Here is a 25,319-nt window from a genome sequence, read left to right as displayed (position 1 = left end):
TTTATGCGCGAAAGGGGCACCCGGCGCGTCGCGCCGAGTGCCCCTTCCCGGGTGGGTCGCCGGTGTCGCCCGGTCGGTCGCCCGTCAGTCGCCGGTCAGTCCTCGCTTCCGGCGGCTGCCGGGAGCTTGCTCTGGATGAGGTCCATGACCGAGGAGTCGGCGAGCGTGGTGACGTCGCCGACCGCCCGGTTCTCCGCCACGTCGCGCAGCAGGCGGCGCATGATCTTGCCCGAGCGGGTCTTCGGCAGTTCCTGGACCGGCAGGATCCGCTTGGGCTTGGCGATCGGGCCGAGGGTGCTGCCCACGTGGTTGCGCAGGTCCGCGACCAGGTTCTCGGTCTCGGAGGCGCTGCCGCGCAGGATCACGAAGGCGACGATGGCCTGGCCGGTGGTCTCGTCGGCGGCGCCGACCACGGCCGCCTCGGCGACCGAGGGGTGCGAGACGAGCGCCGACTCGACCTCGGTGGTGGAGATGTTGTGGCCGGAGACCAGCATCACGTCGTCGACCCGGCCCAGCAGCCAGATGTCGCCGTCGTCGTCCTTCTTCGCGCCGTCGCCCGCGAAGTACTTGCCCTCGAAGCGCGACCAGTAGGTGTCGATGAAGCGCTGGTCGTCGCCCCAGATGGTGCGCAGCATCGACGGCCACGGCTCGGTGAGGACCAGGTAGCCGCCTCCGCCGTTGGGGACCTCGTGCGCCTCGTCGTCCACGACGGTGGCGGAGATTCCGGGCAGGGCGCGCTGGGCGGAGCCGGGCTTGGTGTGCGTGACGCCCGGCAGCGGGGAGATCATCATCGCGCCGGTCTCGGTCTGCCACCAGGTGTCCACGATCGGGCAGCGGTCGCCGCCGATGTGCTTGCGGTACCAGACCCAGGCCTCGGGGTTGATCGGCTCGCCGACCGAGCCCAGCACGCGCAGGCTCGACAGGTCGAACTTCGCGGGGATGTCGTCGCCCCACTTCATGAACGTGCGGATGGCCGTGGGCGCCGTGTAGAGGATCGTGACGCCGTACTTCTGCACGACCTCCCAGAAGCGGCCCTGGTGCGGGGTGTCCGGCGTGCCCTCGTACATGACCTGCGTGGCGCCGTTGGCGAGCGGCCCGTAGACGATGTAGGAGTGCCCGGTGACCCAGCCGATGTCGGCCGTGCACCAGTAGACGTCGGACTCCGGCTTGAGGTCGAAGACCGCGTGGTGGGTGTACGCCGCCTGCGTGAGGTAGCCGCCGGAGGTGTGCAGGATGCCCTTCGGCTTACCCGTGGTCCCCGAGGTGTAGAGGATGAAGAGCGGGTGCTCGGCGTCGAAGGCCTGCGGGGTGTGCTCGGCGGACTGGCGGGCGACCGCCTCGTGCCACCAGACGTCGCGGCCCTCGGTGAAGGCGGTGTCCTGGCCGGTGCGGCGCACGACGAGCACGTGCTCGACCTGCGGGCACTTGGCCACGGCTTCGTCGATGGCGGGCTTCAGGGCGCTGGGCTTGCTGCGGCGGTAGCCGCCGTCGGCGGTGATGACCAGCTTGGCGTCGGCGTCCTGGATGCGGGAGGCGACGGCGTCGGCGGAGAAGCCGCCGAAGACCACGGAGTGCGCGGCGCCGATGCGGGCGCACGCGAGCATCGCGACGACCGCCTCGGGGATCATCGGGAGGTAGACGGCGACCCGGTCGCCGGCCTCGACGCCCAGCTCGGTCAGGGCGTTGGCGGCCTTGGAGACCTCGTCCTTGAGCTCGGCGTAGGTGATCGCGCGGCTGTCGCCGGGCTCGCCCTCGAAGTGGATGGCGACGCGGTCGCCGTTGCCGGCCTCGACGTGGCGGTCCACGCAGTTGTACGCGACGTTCAGCCTGCCGTCCGCGAACCACTTCGCGAAGGGCGGGTTCGTCCAGTCGAGCGTCTCGGTCGGCTCGGTGGCCCAGGTCAGCCGCCGGGCCTGCTCGGCCCAGAAGCCCAGCCGGTCCGCGTCGGCCTGTGCGTACGCAGCCTCTTTCACATTGGCGGCGGCGGCCAGATCGGCAGGCGGTGCGAACCGCCGCTCCTCCTTGAGCAGATTGGCCAGGCTTTCATTGCTCACGACATCTCCCTTTCCCAGGGTGTCCGTTGTGTCCCCGGGCATAGCTCATCAGTCTGCGGCCCAGGTGACAAGGGGTAACCTGAAATTGGTTTAGACCTATATCACGCAGACGGTCCGCACGAGAACGGCGTGCGAACGGCCCCTCCCCGCTGCAGGGCGCGGAAAGGGGCCAATCGATGGCACGGATACCGGAGAGTATCGGTTCAGGCGTGCTGCCCGACGGTGTCGAAGACCCTGCAGTCGAAGAAGTCCTCGCCCTCGGACAGCAGGTACGCCTGGGCCTCACCGACGTGGAAGTACATCCCGTGCAGCTCCAGGGTGCCCTCGGCGAGCCGCCTGGCCACCGATTCGTGGGCCTTCAGGTGCTCCAGCTGCTGGACCACATTGGTCAGGCACAACTGCTCCACGGCGTCCGCGGGGAGGCGGCCCGCGATCCGGGCCCAGGCGTGGTGGCGGCTGGCCATCCGCTCCAGACTGGGCAGTCCGTGCCGCAGCCAGCGCCGCAGCGGGGTCGTCGCGACCCCGGGCGCGGAGCTGAGCAGGGCCTGCATGGCCCCGCAGCCCGAGTGCCCGCAGACCGTGATGCTGTCCACCTGCAGCACGTCCACCGCGTACTCGATGGCGGCCGCGACGGAGTCGTCCGTGGACTCCGCGCCGGGCAGCGGCACCAGATTGCCGACGTTGCGGACGGTGAACAGGTCTCCCGGGCCGCTCGCCGTGATCATGCTGGTCACGAGCCGGGAGTCCGCGCAGGTGAGGAAGAGCTGCGAGGGCCGCTGACCCTCGCGGGCCAGCCGGGCCAGCTCGTCGCGCACATGGGGTGCGGTGTCGCGCTGGAAGGCGCTGATCCCGCTGGCCAGTTGGCCCGCGCCGCGCCGCCGGGGCGCCGGCGAGGATCCCTTCGCCCCGCCGTCCTGCGGGGCCGTGGCCGCCGCTTCCGCCATGGCCGTGGCCGTGGCCGTGGCCGTACGGGTGGTGGTCGTGCGGTGGTCGCAGTGGTTCTGCCAAGGGGTCCAGGGGCGGCAGCACTGGTGCGTCCCGCGCTGGGCGCGACGCGACCGCTCGCCCGGATGGGCGCCCTCGGCGTTGCGGGCGTCGTGGCCGCGGCCGGAGCTGTGGGCCCCGCCCGCGCCGCCGGTCCTGCCGGTCCCGTCGGCCTCGTCCGGTTCGCCCGCCGCGCCCGGGTCCTCCCCGGTGATCCTGGCCGCCTGGCCCGAGCGGCCGGTGACCTCCAGGGATCCTCCGTGCGCCAGGTGGGACTGCTGCCAGTCCTGGATCGTCTCGTAGGACGCGTGGTCCATGAAGGACCCGTCGAGCTCGATCACGGCGTGCGTGCCGTGCGGGATCTGGTTGAGGATCCGGCTCAGCCGCGGCACCGCGAGGAAGGTCAACTGCCCGCGTGCCCGCACCCGGTGGGCGCCGCCGTCCAGCCGTTCCAGCGTGATCCGGGTCCGGGCGAGGCGGTGCATGGCCAGGGCGACGGCCACCGCGATGCCCACGGCGACACCCTCCAGCACCCCGCCGAGCACCACGGCCACGATGGTCGTGCCGTAGACGAGGGCCTCCCGGTGCCGGGTGACGCTGCGCAGGTGCGTGATGCTGACCATCTGCACGCCCACCGCCATCACCAGGGCGGCCAGCGTGGCCAGCGGGATCAGGTCGAGGAGCGGGACCAGCAGGAACGCCGCGAGCAGCACCCAGAACCCGTGCATCATGGACGACTTCCGGCTGACCGCACCGGACTTGACGTTCGCCACGCTGCGCACGGCCACACCCGTGATGGGCAGCCCGCCCAGGGCCCCGGAGAGGATGTTCGCCGCGCCCTGACCGCGCAGTTCCCGGTCGAGGTCGGCCCGCGGCGGGCGGTTGTCCGTGCCCCGCTCGGAGGCGATCAGCTTGTCGGTCGCGACCGCAGAAAGCAGCGACTCCACGCTGCCGACCAGGGTGATGGTCAGTACGGCGGCGATGAGGCCCAGGACCGGCCCCTCGGGCATCTCGGGAAGGGCGTGGCTGCGCCAGGACGGCAGGTCCACCCGGGGCAGGCTCAGCCCGGCCAGTGCGGCGAAGGCGGTGGCCGTGGCGACGGCGGCGAGGGGCGCCGGAATCTTGCGCAGGGCGCGGCCCGTCCGTCCGGGCAGCCGCGGCCAGCCGAGCAGGACGACCAGGGTCAGGGCGCTGATGCCCAGCGCCACCGGGTGCAGGTCGGCCAACTGGCCCGGCAGGCCGAGGACGTTCGCCACGGCCGAGCTCTGAGGGGTGCCGCCGAGCACGATGTGCAGCTGGGCCAGCGCGATGGTGACGCCGATGCCCGCGAGCATGCCGTGCACGATGGCCGGGCTGACCATGAGCGCGGACCGGGCGGTGCGCAGGGCGGAGAGGCCGAGCTGGCAGACCCCGGCCAGCACGGTGATGGCGCAGGTGGTGCGCCATCCGTAGCGCTGGATCAACTCCGCCGTGACCACGGTGAGTCCGGCGGCGGGCCCGCTGACCTGGAGCGGAGCGCCGCCGAGGCGTCCGGCGACGATCCCGCCCACCGCGGCCGCGACCAGACCCGCCTGGAGCGGGGCTCCGGTGGCCAGGGCGATGCCGAGGGAGAGCGGGATGGCGATCAGGAAGACGGTGATGGAAGCGGAGAGGTCCGCGGGGAGGTCTTTGCGAACCCCTTGGGGCGTGCGGGTGGGGGAAGTGGCTGTCATGGGGTCCCGTCTCCTCGGGGATGAGGGGTGAAGCGGCGGGAATCTCAACACTCAGTAAATGGATGGTAATGGAGAGTAAAGATGAGCAGTGAATAATTCGGGCAAATGGCCTACGAATTAGCGCTCAAGGGTGATTAAGCATTTTGTCCGGCTTGTCATACCTTCCTCGCGCAGGACCGCATGGGACGTTGCGGCGCGGAAGACCTGCGATGCAACAGCGAGGGAGAGGTGGGGCGGATGATCGCCGCCACGAAGAAGATCGCCGGCGGCCTGGTCGCCACGGCGCTGGTCCTGGGCGTCGCCGGGTGCACCGCCTCGGAACCCGCGAAGTCACCGGCCGCCGGAGGTCCGAACGCGCGCAAGGGTGCCGCCGAGGCCCCCGGCAGTGTCAATCGCCCCATCGGCGACGGTTCGACGGCGTACACCGGGCCGCAGCCGAACGTGCAGAAGCCGCAGAAGCTGAAGCCGGGGGAGAAGCCCCCGCAGTTCGTCGTGTTCTCGTGGGACGGGGCCGGCGAGGACAGCCAGAAGCTCTTCTCGCACTTCCGCGACGTCGGCAAGAAGTACAACGCCCGGATGACCTACTTCCTCAGCGGCGTGTACATGCTCCCCGAGGAGAAGCGTTTCCTCTACACCGCTCCGCAGCACTCGCCCGGCCGTTCCGACATCGGATTCGGGGACCTCCAGGGCATCAAGGACACCGCTGCCCAGGTCCGCGGGGCGTGGCTGGAGGGCAATGAGATCGGCACCCACTTCAACGGGCACTTCTGCGGGCCCGACGGCGGCGTCGGCACCTGGTCCGTGGACGAGTGGAAGAGCGAGATCGACCAGGCCAAGTCCTTCGTCAAGAACTGGAAGACCAACGCGGGCCTGAAGCAGGAGGAGGCGCTCCCCTTCGACTACGACAAGGAACTCATCGGCGCCCGCACCCCCTGCCTCGAAGGCCAGAAGAACTTCATGCTGGCGGCGAAGGGCATGGGCTTCCGCTACGACTCCAGCGGGATCAGCAAGCAGATCTGGCCCAAGAAGACGGACGGGCTCTGGGACATCCCGCTCCAGCTGGTGCCCATGCCGGGCCGCGCCTTCGACACGCTGAGCATGGACTACAACTACATGGTCAACCAGTCCGGGACGACCTCGCAGGGCGACCCCTCGCAGCACACCTACTGGGGCGACCAGATGCGCGACGGCCTGCGGCAGGCCTTCGACCGCGTCTACCAGGGCAACCGCGCACCCCTGATCATCGGCAACCACTTCGAGTCCTGGAACGGCGGCACCTACATGCGCGCCGTCGAGGAGTCGATCAAGGGCATGTGCACCCAGAAGGAGGTCCGCTGCGTGCCGTTCCGGGAGCTGGTGGACTGGCTGGACGCCCAGGACCCGAAGGCCCTGGAGTGGATGCGCACCCTCGACGTGGGTGAGGCGCCCAAGGAGGGCTGGACGAAGTTCCTGACCGCGGGGCCGCCGGCGCCGCCGGCCGCCCCCGCCGGCGTCAAGCCGGCTGCGGAGCCGGCCGAGGAGACTGGGGACGAGGGCTGACGATCTCCTCGCCGCCCGCGCCGCCGTCGCATGCGCCGAGGGCGTCCAGACCCTCGCGCAGGACGAAGCCGGGGTCGACCTGCTCCGCCAGGTCGGCCCCGGTCTTGGCGTTGCCCCAGCTCTCCGCGTTCTTCAGGTGGAAGCTCACCATCTGCTCGGTGTACCGGTCCCAGTCGCGGTGCGCGTAGGAGTCGTCGGCGGCGTCCTGGAGCTCCTGGAGGGCGAACCGGTTGGTCGCCTCCAGCAGTTCGAAGGAGGCGGGACGGCCCTTCTCCATCGCCCGCACCCAGTCGGAGTGCCCGACGGTGACCAGCAGGTCCTCGCCGACCTCGTCCTGGAGGAACTCGATGTCCTCGGGGCCCTGCACCTTGTTGCCCACGACCTTGAGCGCGACCCCGAAGTCCCGCGCGTACTCCTTGTACTGGCGGTAGACGGAGACGCCCTTGCGGGTCGGCTCGGCGACCAGGAAGGTCACGTCGAAGCGGGTGAACATACCTGAGGCGAAGGAGTCGGAGCCCGCTGTCATGTCGACGACCACATACTCGTCCGGTCCGTCGACCAGGTGGTTGAGGCACAGCTCGACCGCCCCGACCTTGGAGTGGTAGCAGGCCACGCCCAGGTCGGCCTCGGTGAACGGCCCGGTGGCCATGAGGCGTACGGGCTCCCCGTCGAGCAGGACCGTGCGCGCGCAGGCCTCGTACACCGGGTTGTCCTCGGTGACGCGCAGCAGGCGCGAGCCCCGGCCGGGCGGAGTGGTCTTGATCATCGTGTCGGCGGACGCGATGCGCGGGTTGGAGCCCCGCAGGTACTCCTTGATCAGGGGCAGGTGCGCGCCCAGGGCGGGCAGCGCGGCGGCCTCGTCCTCGGCGAGCCCGAGAGCGGCGCCCAGGTGCTGGTTGATGTCGGCGTCCACCGCGACGACGGGGGCTTCATTGGCTGCGAGGTGGCGGATGAAGAGGGAGGACAGGGTCGTCTTGCCGCTGCCGCCCTTTCCCACGAAAGCGATCTTCATGTTCACCAAGCGTAGTGGGTAAGTAGCACTGTGTTGTCAAGGTGAGTGAAGAAGACCACTCCAAGGAGGGGTCGGTGCCATGCCCGCACGGTCGTAGGCTCCCTACTTATGAGTAGCGCTTCTGACCCGCTGGCCGGTCTGGCCGGGCTGCCGGGTGTCGCCGATTCCGTGGATTCCGTACGCAAGGCCGTGGACCGGGTCTACGGGCACCGGGTGATGCGCCGCCGCAGCGGCGAGATCACCTCGGAGGCCGCCCTGCGCGGCGCCCGCGGCAGTGCGGCGCTGTCCGGCGCGGACTGGGCGTTGGAGGAGGTGCGGCGGCGCACCGACTTCGGCGCGGAACCGGAGGCGCTGACCGTGGGTGCCGCGCTGCGGCTCACGGCGGAGGCCGGCCAGCTGCTGAGCATCTGGCGCCAGTCGCCGCTGCGGGTCCTGGCGCGCCTGCACCTGGTGGCGGTCGGCTCGACGGCCGAGGGCGACGTGGTGGGCCGCCCGCGCCTGGCGGGCGAGCCGGTGGTCGAGCCGCTGGTCGAGGCGCCGCTGCCGGGGGCCGACGAGGTCGCCGGCCGCCTCGACGGCCTCTCGCGGATCGTCATCGCGGGCGGTTCGGCCCCCGCGCTGGTCACGGCGGCTGTGGTGCACGGCGAGCTGCTGGCCCTGCGGCCGTTCGGCTCGTACAACGGGCTGGTCGCGCGCGCGGCCGAGCGGATCGTCCTGATCAACAGCGGGCTGGACCCCAAGGCGATCTGCCCGGCCGAGGTGGGCCACGCGGAGCAGGGAGTTGACGCCTACCTGGCGGCTTTCGACGGCTACCTCTCCGGGACCGCGGAGGGCATGGCCGCCTGGATCGGCCACTGCGGCCGCGCGATCGAGCTCGGGGTGCGGGAGTCCACGGCGGTGTGCGAGGCCCTGCAGCGCGGCGCGGCCTGAGAACCTGTCGGGCGCGGGCCTGAGCCTTTGTCGGGCGCGGGGGCCGGACGGGGCCTGAGGGGCCCGGACATGGGTTGCGGCGACACCGTACTGCTCTGGTGTCGCCGCTGGCATTTACGCCCAGTTACCAAGCGTCCTCGAAAATGTGCCCATCAGGTCGGGTACTTTGCCCGTCACCTGGTGCGGCTGGCCCGTAATCGACGGGTCGACGTCGCGTGGGTGCTCGGCGTTCATGCTTCGGTCCGTGGGCCTTACTGCGTTTTAAAGATGATCCTCTCGGATGTTCTTTGGTCTCGCGGGCCGTTGCTTTATTTGTACTCCGCTTCGCTGCTATGCGAAACCCCTGGCTCCACTTTTTACTTTCCCGGGCGAGCGGGGGCGAACCGGACAGCCGGAATCGGTGCAGGTGGGGCAATCAGGCGGAGCGGGCGGCCGACAGGGTGTGGGCCCGGCGCCGGCTCGCGTACCAGACCAGCCCGGCGGTGGCGGCTGCGGCGCCCACCGCGGCCGCGGCGATCAGGGCCGGGCGCGTTGGCATCGACAGTCCGGGGAGGCGCTGCTTCAGCCGCACGGGGCGGTTGAAGACCAGCACCGGCCACTCGCGGGCCGCCGCCTCGCGGCGCAGCGCGCGGTCGGGGTTGACGGCGTGCGGATGCCCGACCGCTTCCAGCATCGGGATGTCGGTCGCCGAGTCGCTGTAGGCGTAGCACCGCGAGAGGTCGTAGCCCTCGGACTCGGCGAGCTCCCGTACGGCCTCGGCCTTGGTGGGTCCGTAGGCGTAGTAGTCGATCTCGCCGGTGAAACAGCCGTCCTCGCCCACGACCATGCGCGTGGCGACGACGCGGTCCGCGCCGAGCATCTCTCCGATGGGCTCGACGACCTCCGCTCCGGAGGTGGACACGATCACCACGTCACGGCCCGCCGTGTGGTGGGCCTCGATCAGGGAGGCGGCCTCGTCGTAGATGATCGGGTCGATGAGGTCGTGCAGGGTCTCCGCGACGATCTCCCGTACCTGCTGCACGTTCCACCCCTTGCAGAGGGCGGACAGGTACTCCCGCATCCGTTCCATCTGATCGTGGTCGGCGCCGCCGGCCAGGAAGATGAACTGGATGTAGGCGGTGCGCAACACGGCTCGCCGGTTGATCAGGCCGCCCTGGTAGAAGGACTTGCTGAACGTCAAGGTGCTCGACTTCGCAATGACCGTCTTGTCCAGATCGAAGAAGGCTGCGGTGCGAGGTGAGGAGTGCGGCAAGGGCTGATTTTCCACTCCCCGAGCATATGCGCCCACCATTCGGCGTAAGGTGTGGCGCGTGGGTTTGCCTGAGAGGGCTCTCGGGTACACCATGGAAGTCACGGATCGTTCGCGACCGTGCTAACCCGGTCTGGCTCCTCCCCCCCCGAGTCGGACCGTGGGGACGACCCCCGCTCTCCCCCCCGGCGGGGGTCGTCGCATGTCCGGACGCGGTTCGCGTCCCCGGCTTCGGCTTCGACCGACCATCTTCCCGGCCCTTCCTCTTGTGCGGGGCCCGCCTGTTGCGCACCCTCACCACGTCAGACTCGTGACGCTCCGTAGTTGTTCCCGTGCGCTCCGGAACTCACCTGGGAGGGTGACCGGGTTATTCACAATCGATGGGTTGTCCACAGTTATTGGGCAAGATCCACTTCTTTTTCCCGATCGCTGCACGGTGATTCCGGCCGCGAAGTCCGCGGTGCCGGGATTTGCAGTGAGAAGGGGGCGGAGATCGTGGCTCGATCGAAGTCGTGCGAAACGCCGAAGTCCGTGATGACCGGAAGGGCGGCGGGGGTGGGGGCCGTCGCCGCGGCGGCGCCCGGCGCCGGGCCCGGCGGGGGTCGGCCGCTGATCATCACCGAAGACCCCCTGCTGCTCGACGACTTGCTGAGGCTGTGCGCGGCGGCGGGGGCCGAGCCGCACGTGCTCCCCGCGGTGCCGGGCGGCGGTGGTGCGGTCATTGAAGCGGAGGGCGGGCCCGCCGGAAGCGGGCCGGATCCGGAGAATTCTTCAACTGGCTTCAATCGTGAGGGAGTTGGCTGGGATTCGGCTCCGCTCGTGCTGGTCGGGGACGACGCCGCCGGCAGTGTGCGGGGCGCGCCGCGCAGGACCGGGGTCTTCCTCGTCGGGCGGGACCTGGACGACCCCCTCGTGTGGCAACGGGCAGTGGAGATCGGTGCCGAGGAGGTGCTGCGCCTCCCCGATGCCGAGAGTCGGCTCGTGGACCGGATCGCCGATGTCGTCGAAGGGGCCGGGCGGCCCGCCCTCGCCGTCGGCGTGATCGGGGGCAGCGGCGGGGCGGGAGCCTCCACCCTCGCCTGCGCCCTGGCCGTCCGGGCCGCCCGCGCCGGCGAGCGGACCATCCTCATCGACGGGGACCCCCTGGGCGGCGGCATGGACGTCCTGCTCGGCGGCGAGGGCGCCGACGGGCTGCGCTGGCCGGACTTCGCGGCCTCCCGGGGGCGGGTGGGCGCCGGAGCGCTGGAGGAGTCCCTGCCCGAACTGCACGAACTGCGGGTGCTCAGCTGGGACCGCGGCGACCGGGTGGTCGTGCCGCCCGCCGCCGTCCGCTCGGTGGTGGCCGCGGCGCGCCGCCGGGGCGGCGTCGTCGTGGTCGACCTCCCGCGCCGGGTGGACGAAGCCGTGGCCGAGGTGCTGGCCCAGCTCGACCTGGTGCTCATGGTGGTGCCGGGCGAACTGCGGTCGGTGGCCGCGGCGGGCCGGGTGGCCGCCGGGGTGCGGATGGTGGCCCGGGACGTCCGCGTCGTCGTACGGGGCCGCTGCCCGGGCGGGCTCGATCCGGAGTCCGTGGCGGGGCTGTTGGGGGCGCCGCTGGCCGGTGAGGTGCCCGTCGAGGTGGGGCTCCCGGGGCGGGTGGCCGAGGGCGAGCCGCCGGGGTCGCAGGGGCGCGGCGCCCTGGCCCGCTTCTGCGACGGCTTCTGGCAGCGGGCCCTCGGTGCCGGGCAGGGGGCGCCGGCATGAGCGCGGTACTGCTCGACGCGGTGCGCCGGCGGCTCGCCGAGAGCGGGGCGGAGCCGACCCCGGCGCGGGTGGCTGCGGCCCTGCGGGCCCAGGGCCGGCTGCTGGGTGATGAGGAAGTGCTCGGTGCGGCAGTCGAGTTGCGCTCCGAACTGGTCGGCGCGGGCCCTCTGGAGCCGCTGCTGGCCGATCCGGAGGTGACCGACGTGCTGGTGGCCGCCCCGGACCGGGTGTGGGTGGACCGCGGAGGCGGACTGGAGCTGACCGGGGTGACCTTCGCCGATGCGGGAGCCGTCCGCCGGCTCGCCCAGAGGCTGGCCGCCGTGGCCGGGCGGCGTCTCGACGACGCACGGCCCTGGGTGGACGCCCGGATGCCCGACGGCACCCGGCTGCATGCCGTGCTGCCGCCGGTCTCGGTCGGCTCGGCCTGCCTCTCGCTGCGGGTGGTGCGGCCGCGGGCGTTCACGCTGGAGGAACTCGTCGCGGCGGGGACGCTTCCGCCGGGCGGCCAGCGGCTGCTGCGGGACATGGTCGAGGCCCGGCTGTCGTTCCTCGTCTCCGGCGGGACGGGGACCGGCAAGACCACCCTGCTCAGCGCCCTTTTGGGGCTGGTGGGCCCGGGTGAGCGGATCGTGCTGGCCGAGGATTCGGCCGAGCTGCGCCCCGACCATCCGCACGTGGTGCGGCTGGAGACCCGGCCCGCCAACCAGGAGGGGGCGGGGCTGGTCACGCTGGCGGACCTGGTCCGCCAGGCACTGCGGATGCGGCCCGACCGGCTGGTGGTCGGCGAGGTGCGGGGCGCCGAGGTGGCGGATCTGCTCGCCGCCCTGAACACCGGCCACGAGGGTGAGTGCCTGCTCAAACCATACATAGAACCGTGCAGCACACACGGCGAAACCCCGCCGATGCGCCGTGGGGGAAGCGCACAGACGGGGCCTGACTCAGCCCTACAGGGCCGCACTCAGCATCTCGCAGACTTCGGCGCTGGTAGGCCGGTCAGCGGGCGTACGGCTGAGCATGTGGGGGATGAGGCTGCCCAGCGCTCCCGGGACGTCCACGGGGCGGTGAGGGCCCGCCACGATGGCTTGCCGCTGAACGTCCCGGGGAGCGTCGTCCGGGTAGGCCACATGCCGCCATCCCGTCGCGCTGATGAACAGTGCCGCTCCCAGCGCGTACACGTCGGATTCCTGCGTCGGGGTAGCCATGCCTGAGCCCAACACGCTGGCCGAGACTTCCGGCGCCTCGTAGTGGACGAGACAGCCCCGGTACGGGAAGTCATAGGCGCGGGGAATCCTGCCCCCGCTGGACAGCGCAAGATCAATCAGGAACGCGCTACCCGACTCACCCAGCAGGAAATGCGCGGGCTGCACATCCCCGTGCACCCATCCCATCCCGTGCAGCGCCGACAGGGCCACAGCGCACGACAGGGCCTCTCCGAGGTTCGGCTCAGCCTCCCCGTCCCGGCAGAGTGCCCACCGGTCATAGAGGCTGTCCCCGCGCCGCCAAGGTTGAGCGCCCCACGTGCCGTGCTTCCACTCCCCGCTGAAAATCCGCTCATGGGTGAGCTGTCGAAGAACGGCGGCTTCACGGGCAGGGGCAAGGGCGGTCCATGCGTGCGTCCGACTCGGGTACCCGACCTTCACCGCGTAGGGACCGACCTCGGTTTTGACCTTCCACACTGAGGACCCGCGCCGGTTGAAGACCAGTTCGGCGGGGCCCGGATTGAGGAGTTGCAGCGCACCGTCCGGCGGGCTGTACGGCCCATCGAAAATCATGCTTCACCTTCCAACAGCGAAGCCGGTCACCGTAGTTGGCAACCGGCCCCGCACTTCACCTGTCTGGTTCGGCCGGCAGTCAGGCGGCCCGGTAGTCGCGCCCACAGTCAGAGTCGCACTGAGCTGCGTTCTCGCCGTTCACGGTCCACAGCACATCCAGCACCATGAACCCGCTGTTCTTGATCGCGTGCGCCGTCGCTTGCACCTCTTCCAGGATCCGGCCGCCACCACCGGGGCGCGGGTTGTGTTCCAGGAAGCGGCCCGCGTACTTCTCGCAGAACTCGCGGTAGTCGGCGGTGTGCAGGATGAACGAGTGCAGCGCACCGTCCACGTCGTCACTCGGGACCATCTTCACCGTGGCCGTGCCGACCGTGGCCAGGAACGCGAGGGCCTGATCAGTCGCGCGCTCCGCCTTCTCCTGGTCGTAGTCGAAGTGGATCACGGTGAACTCGGCGATGCTGTCGAACAGGTCGGCGCTGACCAGAGAGCGGCCGGTCCTGAGGTCATTCGCTACAGCGGTCATTTCTGTGTTCCTCCTTGTCGAGTGGAGCACGGTGCATTGCGCCGTCCCTGCCGGGTTCTCCTGGTGGGGGAACACCTCTGCGGATATGCGTCCGGCAGGGACGGAGATTCAGGCGGCCCAGCCTCGGGCCACGATGACGGCGACGACGTAGACCCACGCAGCAGCAGCGAGACCCACCACCAGGCCGCGCGCAACCCTCACGTCTCCTCGCTGCGGAACGGGGACGGGGGCGGGTTGCTGCCGGGCGGGAAGTAGACGACCCCGGAACGCACGTCCAGCGCTCCGCCTCCCTCGGTCCACCAGCCCTCGGGAGAGTCCCTGTAAGGCCCGTCAGGGTCGTCTATGAGGCTCACCAGGGTCGGAGCCGGTAAGGCGTCCAGGCGGGCCCTCACCCGCTTTGCTGGGGCCGTCACCGCTTGAGCCCCTGCGGGTCGTCACAGTCGATGTGCCGATACACCACGGCCGGACCGGCAGACTGCCGCTCGACCTCACCCCGGCGGCAGCGCTCAAGGCTCTTGATCGGCTTCCGGCATGCCGGGCACGTCTCCCCCGAGGGGGCGAAGGTCGTGTACTCCCGCTGGCTTGCGTCGGTCTCGGTCGGTGCCGCCATGTCCCGCCGTCCCCTCGGTGAAGTCGTGGTGATGGCGACGCTAAGAGGCAGCCCGGCCGGGGCTCCATCAACTTGCATGAACTTGCACATCAGTTCAGCGCAGGCGGTCTTGACTGCACACGCAGCAACGGGAGGATGAGCCATGCAAGTTCAGGCAAACCACAACGGAAAGAGGCTGTCATGGCGCTACGGTTCGTTGGGATCGACCCGAACACCGACCTTGAACACTGCCCTACCGTCTGGGCTGATGAAGAGGCGGGAGAACTGGTGTTGCAGGGCTGGAAGGCTGGCGCTGAACTCCGCGCGACCTGTGAGGCGAGTAGTCCGGCCAAGGGAGCGATTCCGGACAGCGAGGAAGTCATCAGGATTCCGGCGCGCATGGTGCCGATGATCAGGGAAGCGTGCGATGCCGTCGAGCGTTCCGCCGTTCAGTGAGCTACTGGCCAACACCCGAGAATCCGCAGTCCATTTGGAGATGCGGGACGACTACGGCACCAATCCTCGGCTAGAAGCGTGGCAGCGCGGGGAAAGCGTTGACTGGGATGACCGCGAATCCTGGTGGCATCCGTTTCACCAGACCATTTCGGATGCCGTAGCTCGTGGTGTGGTCATCCGTCGCGCCCGCGTGATCTCAGAGCCTGTCAGCGAGTACATCCGCTGGGAGCACTACGTCACGCAAGCCAACGTCATTGCTGGCGAAGATGTGCGTTGGCTGCCCCGTAGTCAGGCAACGGGCTTCCTGGTGCCCGCCCATGATTTCTGGCTCTTCGACGGAAACCTAATCCGCTTCCACCACTTCGCCGGAGACGGCAGTCACGTCACGGATGAACTGAGCACTGACGCCGGCATGTTGAAGCTCTGCGTCAATGCATTCGAAGAGATCTGGCAGCGAGCCATTCCGCACCGCGAATACAAGATCTAAGAGCAATCGGACAGCCAACTCATGACATCCCCTTCGTCCAAAGCTCAGGAAGCCAGGGAATCCCTAGCTGCCCGGCTGCGGGAAATCAGGCTCGACGCGGGAATCACGGGCCGTGAGTTGGCTGTCCGGTGCGGGTGGAGCGAGTCCAAGTCATCGCGGATTGAGCACGCAAAGACACCCCCCAGCGACGCCGACATAAGGGCCTGGTGCAAAGCGTGTGGCACGCCCGGAAATGCCGATGACTTGATCGCGGCCAACCGGCAGGCGGATTCCATGTACGTCCAGTGGAAGCGGCTGCAACGAACAGGGCTTCGGCAGCTTCAAGAATCGGGCGTACCGCTTTACGAGCAGACACAGCAGTTTCACGTCTATTGTTCCAACGTGGTGCCCGGCTTCTTTCAGACTCCCGGTTACGCAACTGCCTTGCTGACCTCCATTGCACGTTTTCGTGGTACGCCCGACGACGTGTCGGACGCTGTGACAGCACGCATGAACAGATCACATGTAATCCGCGAAGGCGACCACCGGTTCGCTGTACTGGTTGAAGAATCAGTCTTGCGGTACCGCATTGGCAGCGCCGAAATAATGGCTGCTCAGCTAGGTCATCTGTTGTCCGTGATGGCGCTGCCTTCAATCTCGCTGGGAATCATCCCGTTCACGGCACCCCGTCAAGCATGGCCATTGGAGACGTTCACAATTTTCGATGGTCAACGGGTTCACGTGGAAACTCTTTCGGCGGCTATCAAGGAGACTCAGCCGAGCGACGTCGCGCTGTACCTCAAGGCATTTGGGAACCTGAAAGAGGTTGCCGTCTATGGGGCTGAGGCTCGATCCCTCATTACAGCAGCCGTTGACGCCGTGGGATGAAACACGGAAAGCCCCGTACCGGCCACCGGGAAGGCAGCAAGTACGGGGCTTTGACGGCAAGATCATCCCGCGCAAATTGCTTAACTTGCGGCGCTAGGCTTTTGCCTCCCGCCCGGTCGATCTCAGGGCCGGGAGGGGGGTACCCCCCAGGGGGCAGCGAGGAGAGACAGCGGAAATCAGAAGGGCGGAATGTCATTCGGCTTCAGCTTGACCTTCTCGGCAGCCCACCCGCCCGGCTGATGCTGAGCCGTTTCCTTGTTATGGCAAGCAGCGCACAACGGCCTTAGGTGCTTTGCTGCATCAGGCATTGCCTCACCTCTTGCCAGCAATTGCTTACGACTCAATGGCCAATGATCCGCGACGTTCGCATGTCGACTACACAGCACACACCACGGATTCGCGTACAGGTAAGCCTTCCGTTTTCGCTGCCATCCAACGTCATACCCGCGCTTGCCTGCTGATCCTCGCTGCTGTTCTCTCTGCCTCGTGTGTTCAGCGCACGGACCACCATCCGTGAGTTCGCTGCAACCTGGCTGAGTACATGGCTTCCTGGGCTTTCGGGGCATGGCTGCTCCATGGGGTCTGGCTGCCTACCCGTGGCCGGGGTCTTAGCGGGGGCTAAGGGGGGTCAGGTAGGGCGCACGGGGGCGTCTCCGCTGGTCAGTGGGGATGGGGATCAAATGCCGGCGAGGGGGGCAGAGTTGCGCAAGGGAAGGAGCCTGCCGCTGATAGGGCGAACCCCTTGACGGCTCGACTTCTGAGCCAAGAGGGTTGCCCGCATGGACGCAGGATTGGCGGCAGTGCTCGGCGCGTTGGCAGGTTCGGTAGCGACCATCGGAGCATCGGTGGCCACTGGCTGGTCAGCACGCGAGCAGGCGAAGACGGCAGCACGGGCTGAGCACGTTCGGCAGAGACGTGACGCGCGGCAGGCCGTCTACGAGGAGCTCATTACCGCAGCACACGCGCACAAAGACCTCACCAAACTCCTATTGGCTCCGGCACCAGAAGAATTTGATGACCTGGAGCGTATGCGAATCCTCCCGCCGGGAATGGATTTGATGGCGGTCATCAGGGAATCTGATGCGCTCCATGAGAATGTGAAGAAGATTTCGACTCGGGTTCAGCTCGCTGGCCCTAAAGAGGTGAGCTCGGCAGCAGATCTTGTTGAGGAAAAGTCTCGTGACGTCTCTGCCGTGCTTGGGGTAATGCGCGTGCCCGCCACCTACCCAGGGGCGCTCAGCCTGTCTGAACAGTGGAGGGACGGATGCATGCGTTACGTGGAGTTCAGTAGCGCTACGCGTGAGTTCGCTGAAAGCGCGCGGATAGCGCTGGACAACGACGGAACAAAGAATTAAACGCCCTGCGCGGGTGGGGCGCAGGGCGCTTGCTTCCTACTGTGGAGGACGTAGCGAAGGATTGATGCGGTCACCGTTTGCGTCGCGCGGGCTCTGGTCAATGATGAATCGTTGACCATCCCTGACAATCGTGGTCATGCATCGGGGCACTCGGGAACCGCGATAGTCGGCGGGGCAGCGATCGGACCAGGCGGGTGAACCGTCCGGCAGCCGGGGGAAGAATGGGTAATCGCCGTCCGGTCCTGGGTCCAATGCGTCATGCGCCATCGCTACGCCTCACCGCTGATAAACTTCTCGCGCTCAGCGTCTAGCTCATTCCTGAATTCGAGATTTCGGCGCGTAACCTCTTCGCGGATGATCTGTTCAATATGCCCAACGACGTTCAGTGGGGCATACCTGGCTTCCGGGACGTTACTTTGCGCTGTGGAAACCCCCGATCGAGCCGCAGACGCACTTGCCATATCTAGCACAGCCCGCCGATTCTCGGACCTCAGCTGTAGGTGGATGAGCCCCTCAAGGAAACCCATAGTCCTGGGGTCATACGTGGAATTTGTGACAGGCACCCTATCGTTGGCGCTCTCGGCAGCAACACGCCAATTCGCATAGAATGTCTTCGCGTATTCAATCTCGCGCTCATTGCGCCGTGCTGCTTCCTGGGCGGCCTCCGAATCCTGGGCGGCCTGGAGCTTGGCTAGCTTCGATGCGGCGGCCTCAGCAGCGGCACGCGCCTTCTCAATCTCATCCTGAGTGGCAGCTCGGGGGTTGTCAGTCATATGTGCTGTCCTCTCAAAGTTCAGTTGCTACGCAGCTGGTTGGCAGCGTGGCGCGCGTTGGCAGCATAACCAATTGACATACGGTCGGCGGGGCTAATTTCAACTCCCTTTGCCTCAGCGGCTCGAAGGTGAGCGGCGATGGCGTCTGCCTCTTCGCTGGCAGTCTCAGCAATAGAGCGAATGTGCTTATCGTTGCGCTCTGGACTGCCCTTGTCGACGGTCGTCGTGTCGGTGGTGTTCATGTACCAGGGCCGGTCAGTCATCAGTCTTTTCCTTGACGATAGAAGAGGTCACCTACAGGAATCGGTAGGCGATCAGTGGTGTGGTCGGGAAATCAGTGTGATGCCGACTATGTGTTTGTTGGCCGTCCTGAGGCCCAGCGCCCGAAGAGTCCGCGTGAATGCCCCGAGGGGAACGGACGGCCGGTCATTCGCGGCTAGCCAATTCTGCGTAACTGCATAGACGTTGCTGATCCGCTCATAAGCCCCGGGAGCGGGATTCACGCTGACATCCAGGGCGGCGCATATATTTGCCACGTATGGAAGGTCTTCCGGGCGGAACTCAGTCATTGGCGCTATCCCCTCCGGAAGCCAGACGGTGCAGCACAGCGAATGCGTCCAGCACCTCCGCGCGAGCTACGGGGTTCCGGGGAATGCGCGTATGCCCTTCAAGAATTTTCAGCGCCTGAGCTACTGCTGTCATCGCGTCCTTTCAGGTACACAAAAGGGCCACAGGCCCCGGGAGTCGTCACAGCGGGTCATCTGCGAGAATCAAGAGGGCCCAGGGCCGTCGTGTAGGTGGCGCGACTAACCGCGCGATGAGTAGCGAATCTAGGTGATGCCAATTCGCTTCCTTCTTAAGGGATCTAGTGAGCGGATCGCTTTTCGGAGCAGGCATATGGGACATCTCGGCCGGCTGTGAGGTACGCCATAGAACCAAACATCGGAGCAGAGATCCCCTGAACTCCCGTCTAAGCCCCTCAGGGAGATTCCCCGCAGCGAGGCGCCGGGGCTTCCACGCCAAGCGCTCCGGCAGGCTCTCAGGCCTTTCTAGTGGCGCGATAGTGGGCAGTCTTATGTGCATCGGAACAGAAGCGCTTAGGGCGACCACGGCCCGGCCGGTAAATGGAAACCTGGCAGCCTTCCCGCTCGCACACAGCATCCCTACGTTCGTCCTGCGCGTCTTCCCACTCAATCATCAATTCTTCCTGTAGGTGCTTGCAGTCCTCCGACGCGCGGCTGTTGTAGTCGCACACCTTTTGGTTCCTGTGTCGCACGGGGAATGGGTCCCCGCACAGCTCACAGTCTCGGTACTGCCGGGGGTGCTTGCTCTCTCGCCACCCAGCGACTCGGCAGGCTTCAGAACAGAACTTGCGTTGTCGGCCGGTCAGCTTCCCTTGGCAGTGCTCGCAAGTGGACCACCCGTCGCCAATGAGCATGGGTATGTTCTCCTATTGGTGTAGGTGTACGGGTCTCTCAGAAGCCATAGGGTTCTATAGAGCTTTATTTGAATACGTACAGATAGGAAATAAAGAAACAGAACAACAGGGAGTAAGGGTGTTCGCCCAACCCTCTTCGCTGTTCAGCGCTGCCGTGTAGCCCGGTGGGCGGTCTTGCGGCACTTGTCAGAACAGAACCGCCGTCGCCGTCCTATCTCGCTGTACTCAATGACGGTGGCGCAACCAGGGGCTTCACAGCGGGGGCCAGTGGCTAGCCCCTCAGCCATTCGAAGCGCGCTCGCAATGGTGCGGTGTGTCTTCTCTGCGCTGTCTATCGAAGGCTTGAGCATGGCTTCCCATGCGGCGGACTCGGCGTTACGGAGAGCGATAAGAAGCTCCGTATTCATGATGTAGGTCCTTGTGACGAAACGAGACGGAATAGCTATCCGTCGGGACGCAATGGGGACGGAACTCCCCGGCTACGCGACGAAACGAGACGAAATGAGGACAAGGAAAAGCCGCCTGGTCGCGAAACCAGACGGCGTTAGTTCCTTAGACGCTCTGCGCTTCCCGCTTCATGTAGATGGACAACAGGCCGATTCGCTGTGCTTGCAGTTCGGCACTGTTGCCCATGTTGGTCTTGAAGGCGCGCGCCAGCCGGCCTCGGTGCGAATTTTCGGATGCCCAAGACATGATGTGCGTGAAAACCTCGTCAGCACTCACGGCGTCTCTCCTCGCTGTAGGTATCTTCTTAAGGGAGTTAGCGAGTCGATCGCCTGCCCGCCTGAACGCCCCTGATCCGTCCGCTGGTGTCAGCGCTCGGCAGGAACGTGCGTATCCATTGCCTCCCGAACTGCATCAGCGGAGTCAAAGCCGTTGTTGTAGCCCCAAAGGGCAAGATCCGTAATTACGTCCGTAAGTGCAGTCGAGTCCATCGGCCCGCCTGTCATCTCGACGTACCGAGTCATGATCTGCGTGGCGCGGTTAAGAGCCTCGGTCATGGTGCTGCTCCTCGTTGGTGCGGCTATCTGTAAGTTGCTTCACAAGTGAGGTAGGGAGTCGATTGCCCGTGCTCGGTAGCCCTGCACGTCGGCCTGAGGGCCCTTGAGCGGTCCGCCGGTCCCCAGGGGTCAAGGTGGCTGTGCAGATCCTCAGGGGGTATCTCAGGGCAGCGAGAAGCCCCCGCCGGTCAACGACCAGACAGGGGCTCTCAGGGTGCAATCGTTAGGGGGTCAACTCCTCCTCCAGGGCAATAGCCATCAAGTGCGCTTCTGCCAGTTCCGACTCGCGCCACCATGCTGGGCCAGCGAAACTCGGCGTGACCCGTGTGGAGTCAAACCGCTTCGGCGCACCTGGTGTCGCTGGACGAATAACTACCCGTGCGCCTAGGTCAGTGAGTAGAGCGCGCCGTCCTTCGTCGTCACGCGATGCCCATGCTTCGCGAATGGTGCCCCCAGCCTCGACCCAGCGGCCTTCGGCGTGCTCGGCTTCCGCCTGCAATTCTCGTTGGCGGGCTTCAAGGGCAGTGATCTGACCAATGGCCAGCCTTGCTGCCGTTCCATTTGGGTCGAGTTGCGCAAGGTTCCCAGCGAGCCGCTCGATTTGCCCGTTGACTTCGGACAGTTGGAGTACCGCGCTACCGTCAGGCTCGGCCCAGCGCATAAGGGTCATGCTTCCGAAGCGCCTCAAGTAGTCAGCAGCCACCATCTCTTGAAGTTGGCGAGCGACGATGACGTTTGGGGCGTGTATTCCCAACTTACCGACCCCCGCGCGGCATACATAGGTCGTGTAGTCCTTTTCGTTGACGACGCGGCGCTGTCGGTACATGGGGCCGTCGCATTCCGAGCAGCGAGCCACATGCAGCAAGAGGGCTTTGCCAGTTCGGTCGCTTCCTCGCCCTTTTGCCTTTCCGTCGAGAACTGCCCGGACGGCCGACCAGGTTTCAGCGTCCAGGATTTCAGGACCAGTTGATATGGGCTTCCCCTCGGCATCAAGTACGGGCTGATTGGTCAGTGCTCCCCGCTTAGCGCCGGGTTCGGCTTGAATTGCCCAGCCGCGAAGAGTCGGAGTGTAGAGAACATCCCGCAGAGTTGTCGTGTGCCAGCGCTGGTTGCGAAGCTTTCGGCCGTCCCGCTGGCGGGCATGGTCAGCCGGTGGCAGGATTCCACGCTCATTCAGATCACGTGCCATTCCTGCCAGCGACGCACCGCTATTGATGAGTCGGTCAGCGCACTCCCTCAGGATCGCCGCAGCCGGTTCGTCAATGGCCCAACGCTTGTCGTTCGTCGGGCCAGTCACTACGTAGCCGTACGGCGCCAGTCCGCCCATGTGGTTACCGCGCGAGCGAAAGTGCTTCTTGCTGTCCGTGATACGGGCCGTAATCATGTCCCGCTCATACTCGGCGAACGCAGCGAGAACGTTGATAATGATGGACGCGTTTTCCGGTGACACGACGCCGTCAGCCGTGACAACGGTTGTGTGGGTGGAATCAGCAGCGCGCAACAGCCGCTGGAACTCCAGCACGCTTCGGGCGTACCTATCCAGCTTGGACGCGAGCACGTAGTCAGCACGAGGAAGCCAGGCCAGGACTTCCCGCATGCCGGGCCGGTCCTCAAGGCGGCTGGCTCCGCTGACGTTGGTGTCTGTGGCGATGTGGATGACCTTCCACCCACGCTGAGCGGCGTACGCCTTACAGATGTTGATGCGGTGGTCGGGGGCTTCCTCAGCGAAGAGGCGGGACAGTCGGTCGTAGATGACGCAGGTGGGTTGGCTCACATTGGATCCCTGGTGAGTCGAACGCCATGCAGTGCTAGGCGAGGCACCCGGGCGGCTGCGGCACGGTGCACGCCAACGCCGCCGCCCATGTCCCGGCCCGGCTGGAGGCGCTGGGGACGGCCGCCGGGCTCGACCGGGGCGCCCTGCACAGTCAACTGGCCGCCGCGCTGACCCTCGTACTGCACCTGGTGCGGGACAGGGAGGGACGGCGCCGGGTGGCCGAGGTGCACGTGCTGGAGCGCGACGCCGCCGGACTGGTGGTGACCGTTCCGGCGCTGCGGTGGGCCGCCCGGGGTTTCGTACGGGAGCAGGGCTGGGAGCGGCTGCGTCCGCTGCTGCGAGGTGCGCGGTGAGCGCCGGGGCGGCGCTGCCGCTGCCGCTGTTCGCCGGGGTGCTGTGCGCGGGCGCGGCCGCCTGGGGAATCACCGGGTGCGACCGGGTGTCCCGCCGGGCCCGGGTGCTGCTCGCCGGCGGGGGCGAGCCGGTCGGGTGCGGGCCGCCGCGCCGGGAGCTGCTGCTGGGCGCCCTGAGGGGGTGGGCCGTGCGTCGGCGGGAGTGGGCCTGCCTCGGGGCCGGACTGGTGATCGCGGTCCTGGGCGGCTCGGTGCTTCCGCTGCTGGCCGGAGCGGCCGCGGTGCCCCTGGTGCGGCGGTGGCTGCGGGTGAGGGCCCTGGAGCGGGCCCGCACCGCGCGGGCCGCGGAGGTGGTGGCGCTGTGCGGGGCGGCGGTGGGTGAGCTGCGGGCCGGGGCCCAGCCCGGCCAGGCACTGATGGCGGCGATGCGGCGGACGGCCGCCGGCCCCGGCGGGCCGGGTCCGGCGGAGACGGGGGTGCTGGCCGCCGCGGCGTTCGGCGGGGACGTGCCCGGGGCGCTGCGGCAGGCGGCGCGGGAGCCCGGCGCGGAGGGGCTCGCCGGGATGGCCGCCTGCTGGCGGGTGTCGGTGGACGGCGGCGCGGGGCTGGCCGCCGGGCTGGACCGGCTGGAGGGAGCCCTGCGGGCCGAGCGGGACCGGCAGGAGTCGCTGCGGGCCCAGTTGGCGGGGGCGCGGTCGACGGTCGTGGTGCTCGCCCTGCTGCCCCTGGTGGGCCTGTTGATCGGCACCGGGCTGGGCGCGGATCCGCTGCGGGTCCTGCTGCACACCCCGATGGGATGGGGCTGTCTGCTGGCGGGCGGGGTACTGGAGGCGCTGGGGCTGCTGTGGTGCCGGCGGATCGTCGGGGCGGGGGAGCGGTGATGGGCGGCTCCTTCGTCCACAGGCTGGGGATCGTCCTGGGCGTGGCGGCCGCCCTGTGGATGGTGTCGGCGGTGGCGGCGCGCGTCAGGGCACGCGCCGTCCGGCGCAGGACCGCGGTGCTGCTGGGGGTGCGGCCGGGGCCGCGCGGGCCGGTGTCCGGCTCCGCCCTGCGGGGCGCGGCGGTGGCGTGGGCGGCTCCGGCCGGGGCGCTGCTGGCGGGCTGGCTGCTGGTCGGCGGTGTGGCCGGTGCGGCGGTCGGTGGCCTGGCCGCGGTGGTGGTGCGGCGCCTGCGGGCCGGACCGCGGCAGCCTGCCGGGGTGGATCGGCGGGAGGCGGAGCGTCAGTTGCCGTTCGCTGCCGATCTGCTGGCCGCGTGCCTCGCGGCCGGAGCCGGGCCGGTGGAGGCCGCGGAAGTGGTGGGCGAGTCGCTGGGCGGCCCGGTGGGCGAGCGGCTCGCGAGGGCCGGGGCGGAGCTGCGGCTCGGCGGCGAACCGGGCGACGGGTGGGGGAGGTTGGCGCAGATACCGGGTGCCCGGGGGCTCGCCGAGTGCCTGGAGCGGGCCGCGCGGACCGGAGCGCCCGCCGCGGAGCCGGTGTCCCGGCTCGCCTCCGGGCTCCGGGAGGAGCGGGCCCGCCGGGCCGGGGCCCGGGCGCAGCGGGCGGCGGTCCTCGTCACCGCACCGGTGGGGCTGTGTTTCCTTCCCGCATTTCTTTCGATCGGGGTCGCGCCGGTGGTGATCGGTATGGCCTCGGGACTTCTCTCGAACCCCTGAAGTCGCATTGACAACACATCAGCAACGGAAATCCACAGGAGGTTGCCATGAGGATCATCTGGTTTCGTGTGCGGGCGGCGCTCGCCGGTCGCGGGAGGGACGCGGGGATGTCCACTTCGGAATACGCCATGGGCACCATCGCGGCCTGTGCATTCGCGGCCGTTCTGTACAAGGTGGTGACGAGCGAAGTCGTCGCCACGGCCCTTCAGTCGACCATCGGGAAGGCGCTCGATGTGCCGTTCTGAGGAGGAGGACGGGCGCGGTCGGAAGAATCGGGACCGGGGATATGTGACGGCGGAGGCCGCGCTGGTGATTCCTGCGCTGGTGCTCTTCGCGGCGTCGCTGGTGTGGGCCCTGATGGCGGCGGCCGGGCAGATCCGGTGTGTGGACGCGGCCCGGGCCGGTGCCCGGGCGGCGGCCAGGTCGGAGCCGGCGGAGGTGGCGGTGGCGGCGGCCCGCGAGGCCGCGCCGGCGGGGGCGCGGGTGGAGCTGGAGCGGGTGGGCGACCTCTGGCGGGTCCGGGTGGCGGCGCCCGCCCCGGGTCCGGCCGGGATCCCGCTGCGGCTGGGCGCGCAGGCGGTGGCACTCGCCGAGGACAGCGTGGGGCCGCCGCCGTGAGCCGGGACCGGGACCGGAGCCGGGACCGGGACCGGGGCTGGGGCCGGGACCGGGGCCGGGGCTGGGGCCGGGGCCGGGACCGGGGCTCGGCCACGGTCTGGGCGGCGCTGGTGACGACGGTGCTGGGCGCGGTGTTCGCGGGGGTGCTGCTGCTCGGCCAGGCGGTCGTGGCCCGCCACCGGGCCGCGGCGGCCGCTGACCTGGCGGCGCTCGCGGCGGCGGCCACCTGGGCGCACGGGCCGGACACCGCCTGCGCCACGGCGCTCAGGGTGGCCCGGGCACAGGGCGCGGAGCTCGCCGGGTGCCGTCTCGGGGGCGAGGTCGCCGAGGTGGCCGCCCGGGTCGCCGCGGGCCCGTTCGCGCCCGAGATCCGGGCCCGCGCGGGTCCGCCCCGGGAGCCGCCGGCCGAGGGCCCGCCGGGCTGAGGGCCGGTCCC

General features: G+C 68.4%; 24 protein-coding genes and 2 pseudogenes. 14 read left to right on the top strand and 12 right to left on the bottom strand.

Going from position 1 to position 25,319, the window contains the following annotated elements:
- Positions 1–95 precede the first annotated feature (95 nt).
- Positions 96–2,096 (bottom strand): acetate--CoA ligase, encoded by a 2,001-nt coding sequence (acs, locus tag AB0O53_RS04925; RefSeq protein ID WP_365193288.1) that lies wholly within the window; start codon positions 2,094–2,096, stop codon positions 96–98.
- Positions 2,097–2,257: 161 nt separating this feature from the next.
- Positions 2,258–4,750 (bottom strand): SulP family inorganic anion transporter, encoded by a 2,493-nt coding sequence (locus AB0O53_RS04920; RefSeq protein ID WP_350989986.1) that lies wholly within the window; start codon positions 4,748–4,750, stop codon positions 2,258–2,260.
- A 237-nt stretch (positions 4,751–4,987) separates the two neighbouring features.
- Here AB0O53_RS04920 and AB0O53_RS04915 point away from each other — a divergent pair, with 237 nt between their 5' ends.
- A complete protein-coding gene (locus tag AB0O53_RS04915; RefSeq protein ID WP_350989984.1) occupies positions 4,988–6,289 on the top strand; it encodes a polysaccharide deacetylase family protein in 1,302 nt (433 codons plus the stop codon).
- Here AB0O53_RS04915 and AB0O53_RS04910 read toward each other — a convergent pair.
- A complete protein-coding gene (locus AB0O53_RS04910; RefSeq protein ID WP_350989982.1) occupies positions 6,243–7,301 on the bottom strand; it encodes an ATP-binding protein in 1,059 nt (352 codons plus the stop codon). The genes AB0O53_RS04915 and AB0O53_RS04910 overlap by 47 nt on opposite strands.
- A 108-nt stretch (positions 7,302–7,409) precedes the next feature.
- Here AB0O53_RS04910 and AB0O53_RS04905 point away from each other — a divergent pair, with 108 nt between their 5' ends.
- Complete coding sequence (locus AB0O53_RS04905; protein WP_350989980.1) at positions 7,410–8,231, top strand: Fic family protein; 822 nt, start codon at positions 7,410–7,412, stop codon at positions 8,229–8,231.
- Between the two features lie 415 nt (positions 8,232–8,646).
- Here the strand turns inward: AB0O53_RS04905 and AB0O53_RS04900 are convergent, their stop codons facing one another.
- Positions 8,647–9,522 (bottom strand): HAD-IB family hydrolase, encoded by an 876-nt coding sequence (locus AB0O53_RS04900; protein WP_350989978.1) that lies wholly within the window; start codon positions 9,520–9,522, stop codon positions 8,647–8,649.
- Between the two features lie 492 nt (positions 9,523–10,014).
- Between AB0O53_RS04900 and ssd the strand changes: the two genes are divergently transcribed.
- Together ssd and AB0O53_RS04890 are read left to right on the top strand one after the other, a co-directional pair.
- Entirely contained in the window at positions 10,015–11,223 is a 1,209-nt protein-coding gene (gene ssd / locus AB0O53_RS04895; RefSeq protein WP_365193285.1) for a septum site-determining protein Ssd, read from the top strand.
- Positions 11,220–12,074: pseudogene (locus AB0O53_RS04890) on the top strand (TadA family conjugal transfer-associated ATPase); the annotation flags it as partial. The gene ssd and the pseudogene AB0O53_RS04890, both read left to right, overlap by 4 nt.
- A 93-nt stretch (positions 12,075–12,167) precedes the next feature.
- Here the strand turns inward: AB0O53_RS04890 and AB0O53_RS38390 are convergent.
- Entirely contained in the window at positions 12,168–12,611 is a 444-nt protein-coding gene (locus AB0O53_RS38390) for a protein kinase family protein (RefSeq protein ID WP_494517989.1), read from the bottom strand.
- A gap of 463 nt (positions 12,612–13,074) precedes the next feature.
- Complete coding sequence (locus AB0O53_RS04880) at positions 13,075–13,518, bottom strand: UCP032817 domain-containing protein (RefSeq protein ID WP_365193281.1); 444 nt, start codon at positions 13,516–13,518, stop codon at positions 13,075–13,077.
- Positions 13,519–14,308: 790 nt separating this feature from the next.
- Here AB0O53_RS04880 and AB0O53_RS04875 point away from each other — a divergent pair.
- The 3 genes from AB0O53_RS04875 to AB0O53_RS04865 are packed head-to-tail and all read left to right on the top strand — an operon-like array spanning position 14,309 to position 15,917.
- Complete coding sequence (locus AB0O53_RS04875) at positions 14,309–14,563, top strand: hypothetical protein (RefSeq protein ID WP_359119187.1); 255 nt, start codon at positions 14,309–14,311, stop codon at positions 14,561–14,563.
- Entirely contained in the window at positions 14,535–15,050 is a 516-nt protein-coding gene (locus AB0O53_RS04870) for a DUF6879 family protein (RefSeq protein WP_365193279.1), read from the top strand. Before AB0O53_RS04875 ends, AB0O53_RS04870 begins: the two co-directional genes overlap by 29 nt.
- A gap of 21 nt (positions 15,051–15,071) precedes the next feature.
- The gene (locus AB0O53_RS04865; protein ID WP_365193278.1) at positions 15,072–15,917 is read left to right on the top strand and encodes a helix-turn-helix domain-containing protein; all 846 of its coding nucleotides are present in this window, start codon (positions 15,072–15,074) and stop codon (positions 15,915–15,917) included.
- Between the two features lie 176 nt (positions 15,918–16,093).
- On the opposite strand, the gene AB0O53_RS38385 is transcribed toward AB0O53_RS04865, so the two are convergent.
- Positions 16,094–16,483, bottom strand: a complete 390-nt coding sequence (locus AB0O53_RS38385; protein WP_494517987.1) for a DUF8602 domain-containing protein — start codon at positions 16,481–16,483, stop codon at positions 16,094–16,096.
- A 213-nt stretch (positions 16,484–16,696) separates the two neighbouring features.
- Here AB0O53_RS38385 and AB0O53_RS04860 point away from each other — a divergent pair, with 213 nt between their 5' ends.
- On the top strand, positions 16,697–17,272 hold the full coding sequence (locus AB0O53_RS04860; RefSeq protein WP_365193276.1) for a hypothetical protein: 576 nt from the start codon (positions 16,697–16,699) through the stop codon (positions 17,270–17,272).
- Between the two features lie 269 nt (positions 17,273–17,541).
- Here AB0O53_RS04860 and AB0O53_RS04855 read toward each other — a convergent pair whose 3' ends face one another.
- From AB0O53_RS04855 to AB0O53_RS04835, 5 genes are all read right to left on the bottom strand, one after another.
- Positions 17,542–18,045, bottom strand: coding sequence for a hypothetical protein (locus tag AB0O53_RS04855; RefSeq protein ID WP_365193274.1), 504 nt, complete (start codon positions 18,043–18,045; stop codon positions 17,542–17,544).
- A 20-nt stretch (positions 18,046–18,065) separates the two neighbouring features.
- Entirely contained in the window at positions 18,066–18,308 is a 243-nt protein-coding gene (locus AB0O53_RS04850) for a hypothetical protein (RefSeq protein WP_365193272.1), read from the bottom strand.
- 1,727 nt (positions 18,309–20,035) lie between these two features.
- On the bottom strand, positions 20,036–20,206 hold the full coding sequence (locus tag AB0O53_RS04845; RefSeq protein ID WP_365193270.1) for a hypothetical protein: 171 nt from the start codon (positions 20,204–20,206) through the stop codon (positions 20,036–20,038).
- A gap of 89 nt (positions 20,207–20,295) precedes the next feature.
- Positions 20,296–20,484, bottom strand: a complete 189-nt coding sequence (locus tag AB0O53_RS04840; protein WP_365193268.1) for a hypothetical protein — start codon at positions 20,482–20,484, stop codon at positions 20,296–20,298.
- Positions 20,485–20,707: 223 nt separating this feature from the next.
- Positions 20,708–22,258 carry a recombinase family protein gene (locus tag AB0O53_RS04835; RefSeq protein WP_365193266.1) on the bottom strand — a complete coding sequence of 517 codons (1,551 nt, stop codon included), beginning with the start codon at positions 22,256–22,258 and terminating at the stop codon, positions 20,708–20,710.
- Positions 22,259–22,302: 44 nt separating this feature from the next.
- On the opposite strand from AB0O53_RS04835, the pseudogene AB0O53_RS04830 reads away from it, so the two are divergent.
- The 6 genes and pseudogenes from AB0O53_RS04830 to AB0O53_RS04805 form a co-directional block, all read left to right on the top strand.
- A pseudogene (locus AB0O53_RS04830) lies at positions 22,303–22,611 on the top strand (TadA family conjugal transfer-associated ATPase); the annotation flags it as partial.
- The gene (locus AB0O53_RS04825) at positions 22,608–23,492 is read left to right on the top strand and encodes a type II secretion system F family protein (RefSeq protein ID WP_350989972.1); all 885 of its coding nucleotides are present in this window, start codon (positions 22,608–22,610) and stop codon (positions 23,490–23,492) included. The pseudogene AB0O53_RS04830 and the gene AB0O53_RS04825, both read left to right, overlap by 4 nt.
- Entirely contained in the window at positions 23,492–24,265 is a 774-nt protein-coding gene (locus AB0O53_RS04820; protein WP_350989970.1) for a type II secretion system F family protein, read from the top strand. The genes AB0O53_RS04825 and AB0O53_RS04820 overlap by 1 nt, the downstream gene beginning before the upstream one ends.
- Before the next feature lie 47 nt (positions 24,266–24,312).
- Positions 24,313–24,510 (top strand): DUF4244 domain-containing protein, encoded by a 198-nt coding sequence (locus AB0O53_RS04815; RefSeq protein ID WP_350989968.1) that lies wholly within the window; start codon positions 24,313–24,315, stop codon positions 24,508–24,510.
- Entirely contained in the window at positions 24,497–24,883 is a 387-nt protein-coding gene (locus AB0O53_RS04810) for a TadE family type IV pilus minor pilin (RefSeq protein ID WP_350989966.1), read from the top strand. The genes AB0O53_RS04815 and AB0O53_RS04810 overlap by 14 nt, the downstream gene beginning before the upstream one ends.
- Complete coding sequence (locus AB0O53_RS04805; protein WP_365193262.1) at positions 24,880–25,308, top strand: Rv3654c family TadE-like protein; 429 nt, start codon at positions 24,880–24,882, stop codon at positions 25,306–25,308. The genes AB0O53_RS04810 and AB0O53_RS04805 overlap by 4 nt, the downstream gene beginning before the upstream one ends.
- The last annotated feature ends 11 nt before the right edge of the window (positions 25,309–25,319 follow it).

It is taken from the genome of Streptomyces erythrochromogenes, from assembly GCF_040684695.1.
GTDB lineage: Bacteria > Actinomycetota > Actinomycetes > Streptomycetales > Streptomycetaceae > Streptomyces > Streptomyces erythrochromogenes_C.
Note: the sequence above shows the minus strand (reverse complement) of the source record. Positions and strands in the feature narration are given on the sequence as shown.

Excerpts from the sequence above, each read along its gene's own strand:
- AB0O53_RS04850 (WP_365193272.1), bottom strand. The coding sequence starts at position 18,308 with ATGACTGACCGGCCCTGGTACATGAACACCACCGACACGACGACCGTC.
- AB0O53_RS04900 (WP_350989978.1), bottom strand. The coding sequence starts at position 9,522 with ATGGTGGGCGCATATGCTCGGGGAGTGGAAAATCAGCCCTTGCCGCAC.
- AB0O53_RS04870 (WP_365193279.1), top strand. The coding sequence starts at position 14,535 with ATGCCGTCGAGCGTTCCGCCGTTCAGTGAGCTACTGGCCAACACCCGA.
- AB0O53_RS38385 (WP_494517987.1), bottom strand. The coding sequence starts at position 16,483 with ATGCCCCGAAAGCCCAGGAAGCCATGTACTCAGCCAGGTTGCAGCGAA.
- AB0O53_RS04840 (WP_365193268.1), bottom strand. The coding sequence starts at position 20,484 with ATGACCGAGGCTCTTAACCGCGCCACGCAGATCATGACTCGGTACGTC.
- ssd (WP_365193285.1), top strand. The coding sequence starts at position 10,015 with ATGACCGGAAGGGCGGCGGGGGTGGGGGCCGTCGCCGCGGCGGCGCCC.
- acs (WP_365193288.1), bottom strand. The coding sequence starts at position 2,096 with ATGCCCGGGGACACAACGGACACCCTGGGAAAGGGAGATGTCGTGAGC.
- AB0O53_RS04820 (WP_350989970.1), top strand. The coding sequence starts at position 23,492 with ATGGGCGGCTCCTTCGTCCACAGGCTGGGGATCGTCCTGGGCGTGGCG.
- AB0O53_RS04880 (WP_365193281.1), bottom strand. The coding sequence starts at position 13,518 with ATGACCGCTGTAGCGAATGACCTCAGGACCGGCCGCTCTCTGGTCAGC.
- AB0O53_RS04860 (WP_365193276.1), top strand. The coding sequence starts at position 16,697 with ATGGACGCAGGATTGGCGGCAGTGCTCGGCGCGTTGGCAGGTTCGGTA.
- AB0O53_RS04810 (WP_350989966.1), top strand. The coding sequence starts at position 24,497 with ATGTGCCGTTCTGAGGAGGAGGACGGGCGCGGTCGGAAGAATCGGGAC.
- AB0O53_RS04915 (WP_350989984.1), top strand. The coding sequence starts at position 4,988 with ATGATCGCCGCCACGAAGAAGATCGCCGGCGGCCTGGTCGCCACGGCG.
- AB0O53_RS04875 (WP_359119187.1), top strand. The coding sequence starts at position 14,309 with ATGGCGCTACGGTTCGTTGGGATCGACCCGAACACCGACCTTGAACAC.
- AB0O53_RS38390 (WP_494517989.1), bottom strand. The coding sequence starts at position 12,611 with ATGGGATGGGTGCACGGGGATGTGCAGCCCGCGCATTTCCTGCTGGGT.
- AB0O53_RS04910 (WP_350989982.1), bottom strand. The coding sequence starts at position 7,301 with ATGAAGATCGCTTTCGTGGGAAAGGGCGGCAGCGGCAAGACGACCCTG.
- AB0O53_RS04920 (WP_350989986.1), bottom strand. The coding sequence starts at position 4,750 with ATGACAGCCACTTCCCCCACCCGCACGCCCCAAGGGGTTCGCAAAGAC.
- AB0O53_RS04865 (WP_365193278.1), top strand. The coding sequence starts at position 15,072 with ATGACATCCCCTTCGTCCAAAGCTCAGGAAGCCAGGGAATCCCTAGCT.
- AB0O53_RS04815 (WP_350989968.1), top strand. The coding sequence starts at position 24,313 with ATGAGGATCATCTGGTTTCGTGTGCGGGCGGCGCTCGCCGGTCGCGGG.
- AB0O53_RS04855 (WP_365193274.1), bottom strand. The coding sequence starts at position 18,045 with ATGACTGACAACCCCCGAGCTGCCACTCAGGATGAGATTGAGAAGGCG.
- AB0O53_RS04905 (WP_350989980.1), top strand. The coding sequence starts at position 7,410 with ATGAGTAGCGCTTCTGACCCGCTGGCCGGTCTGGCCGGGCTGCCGGGT.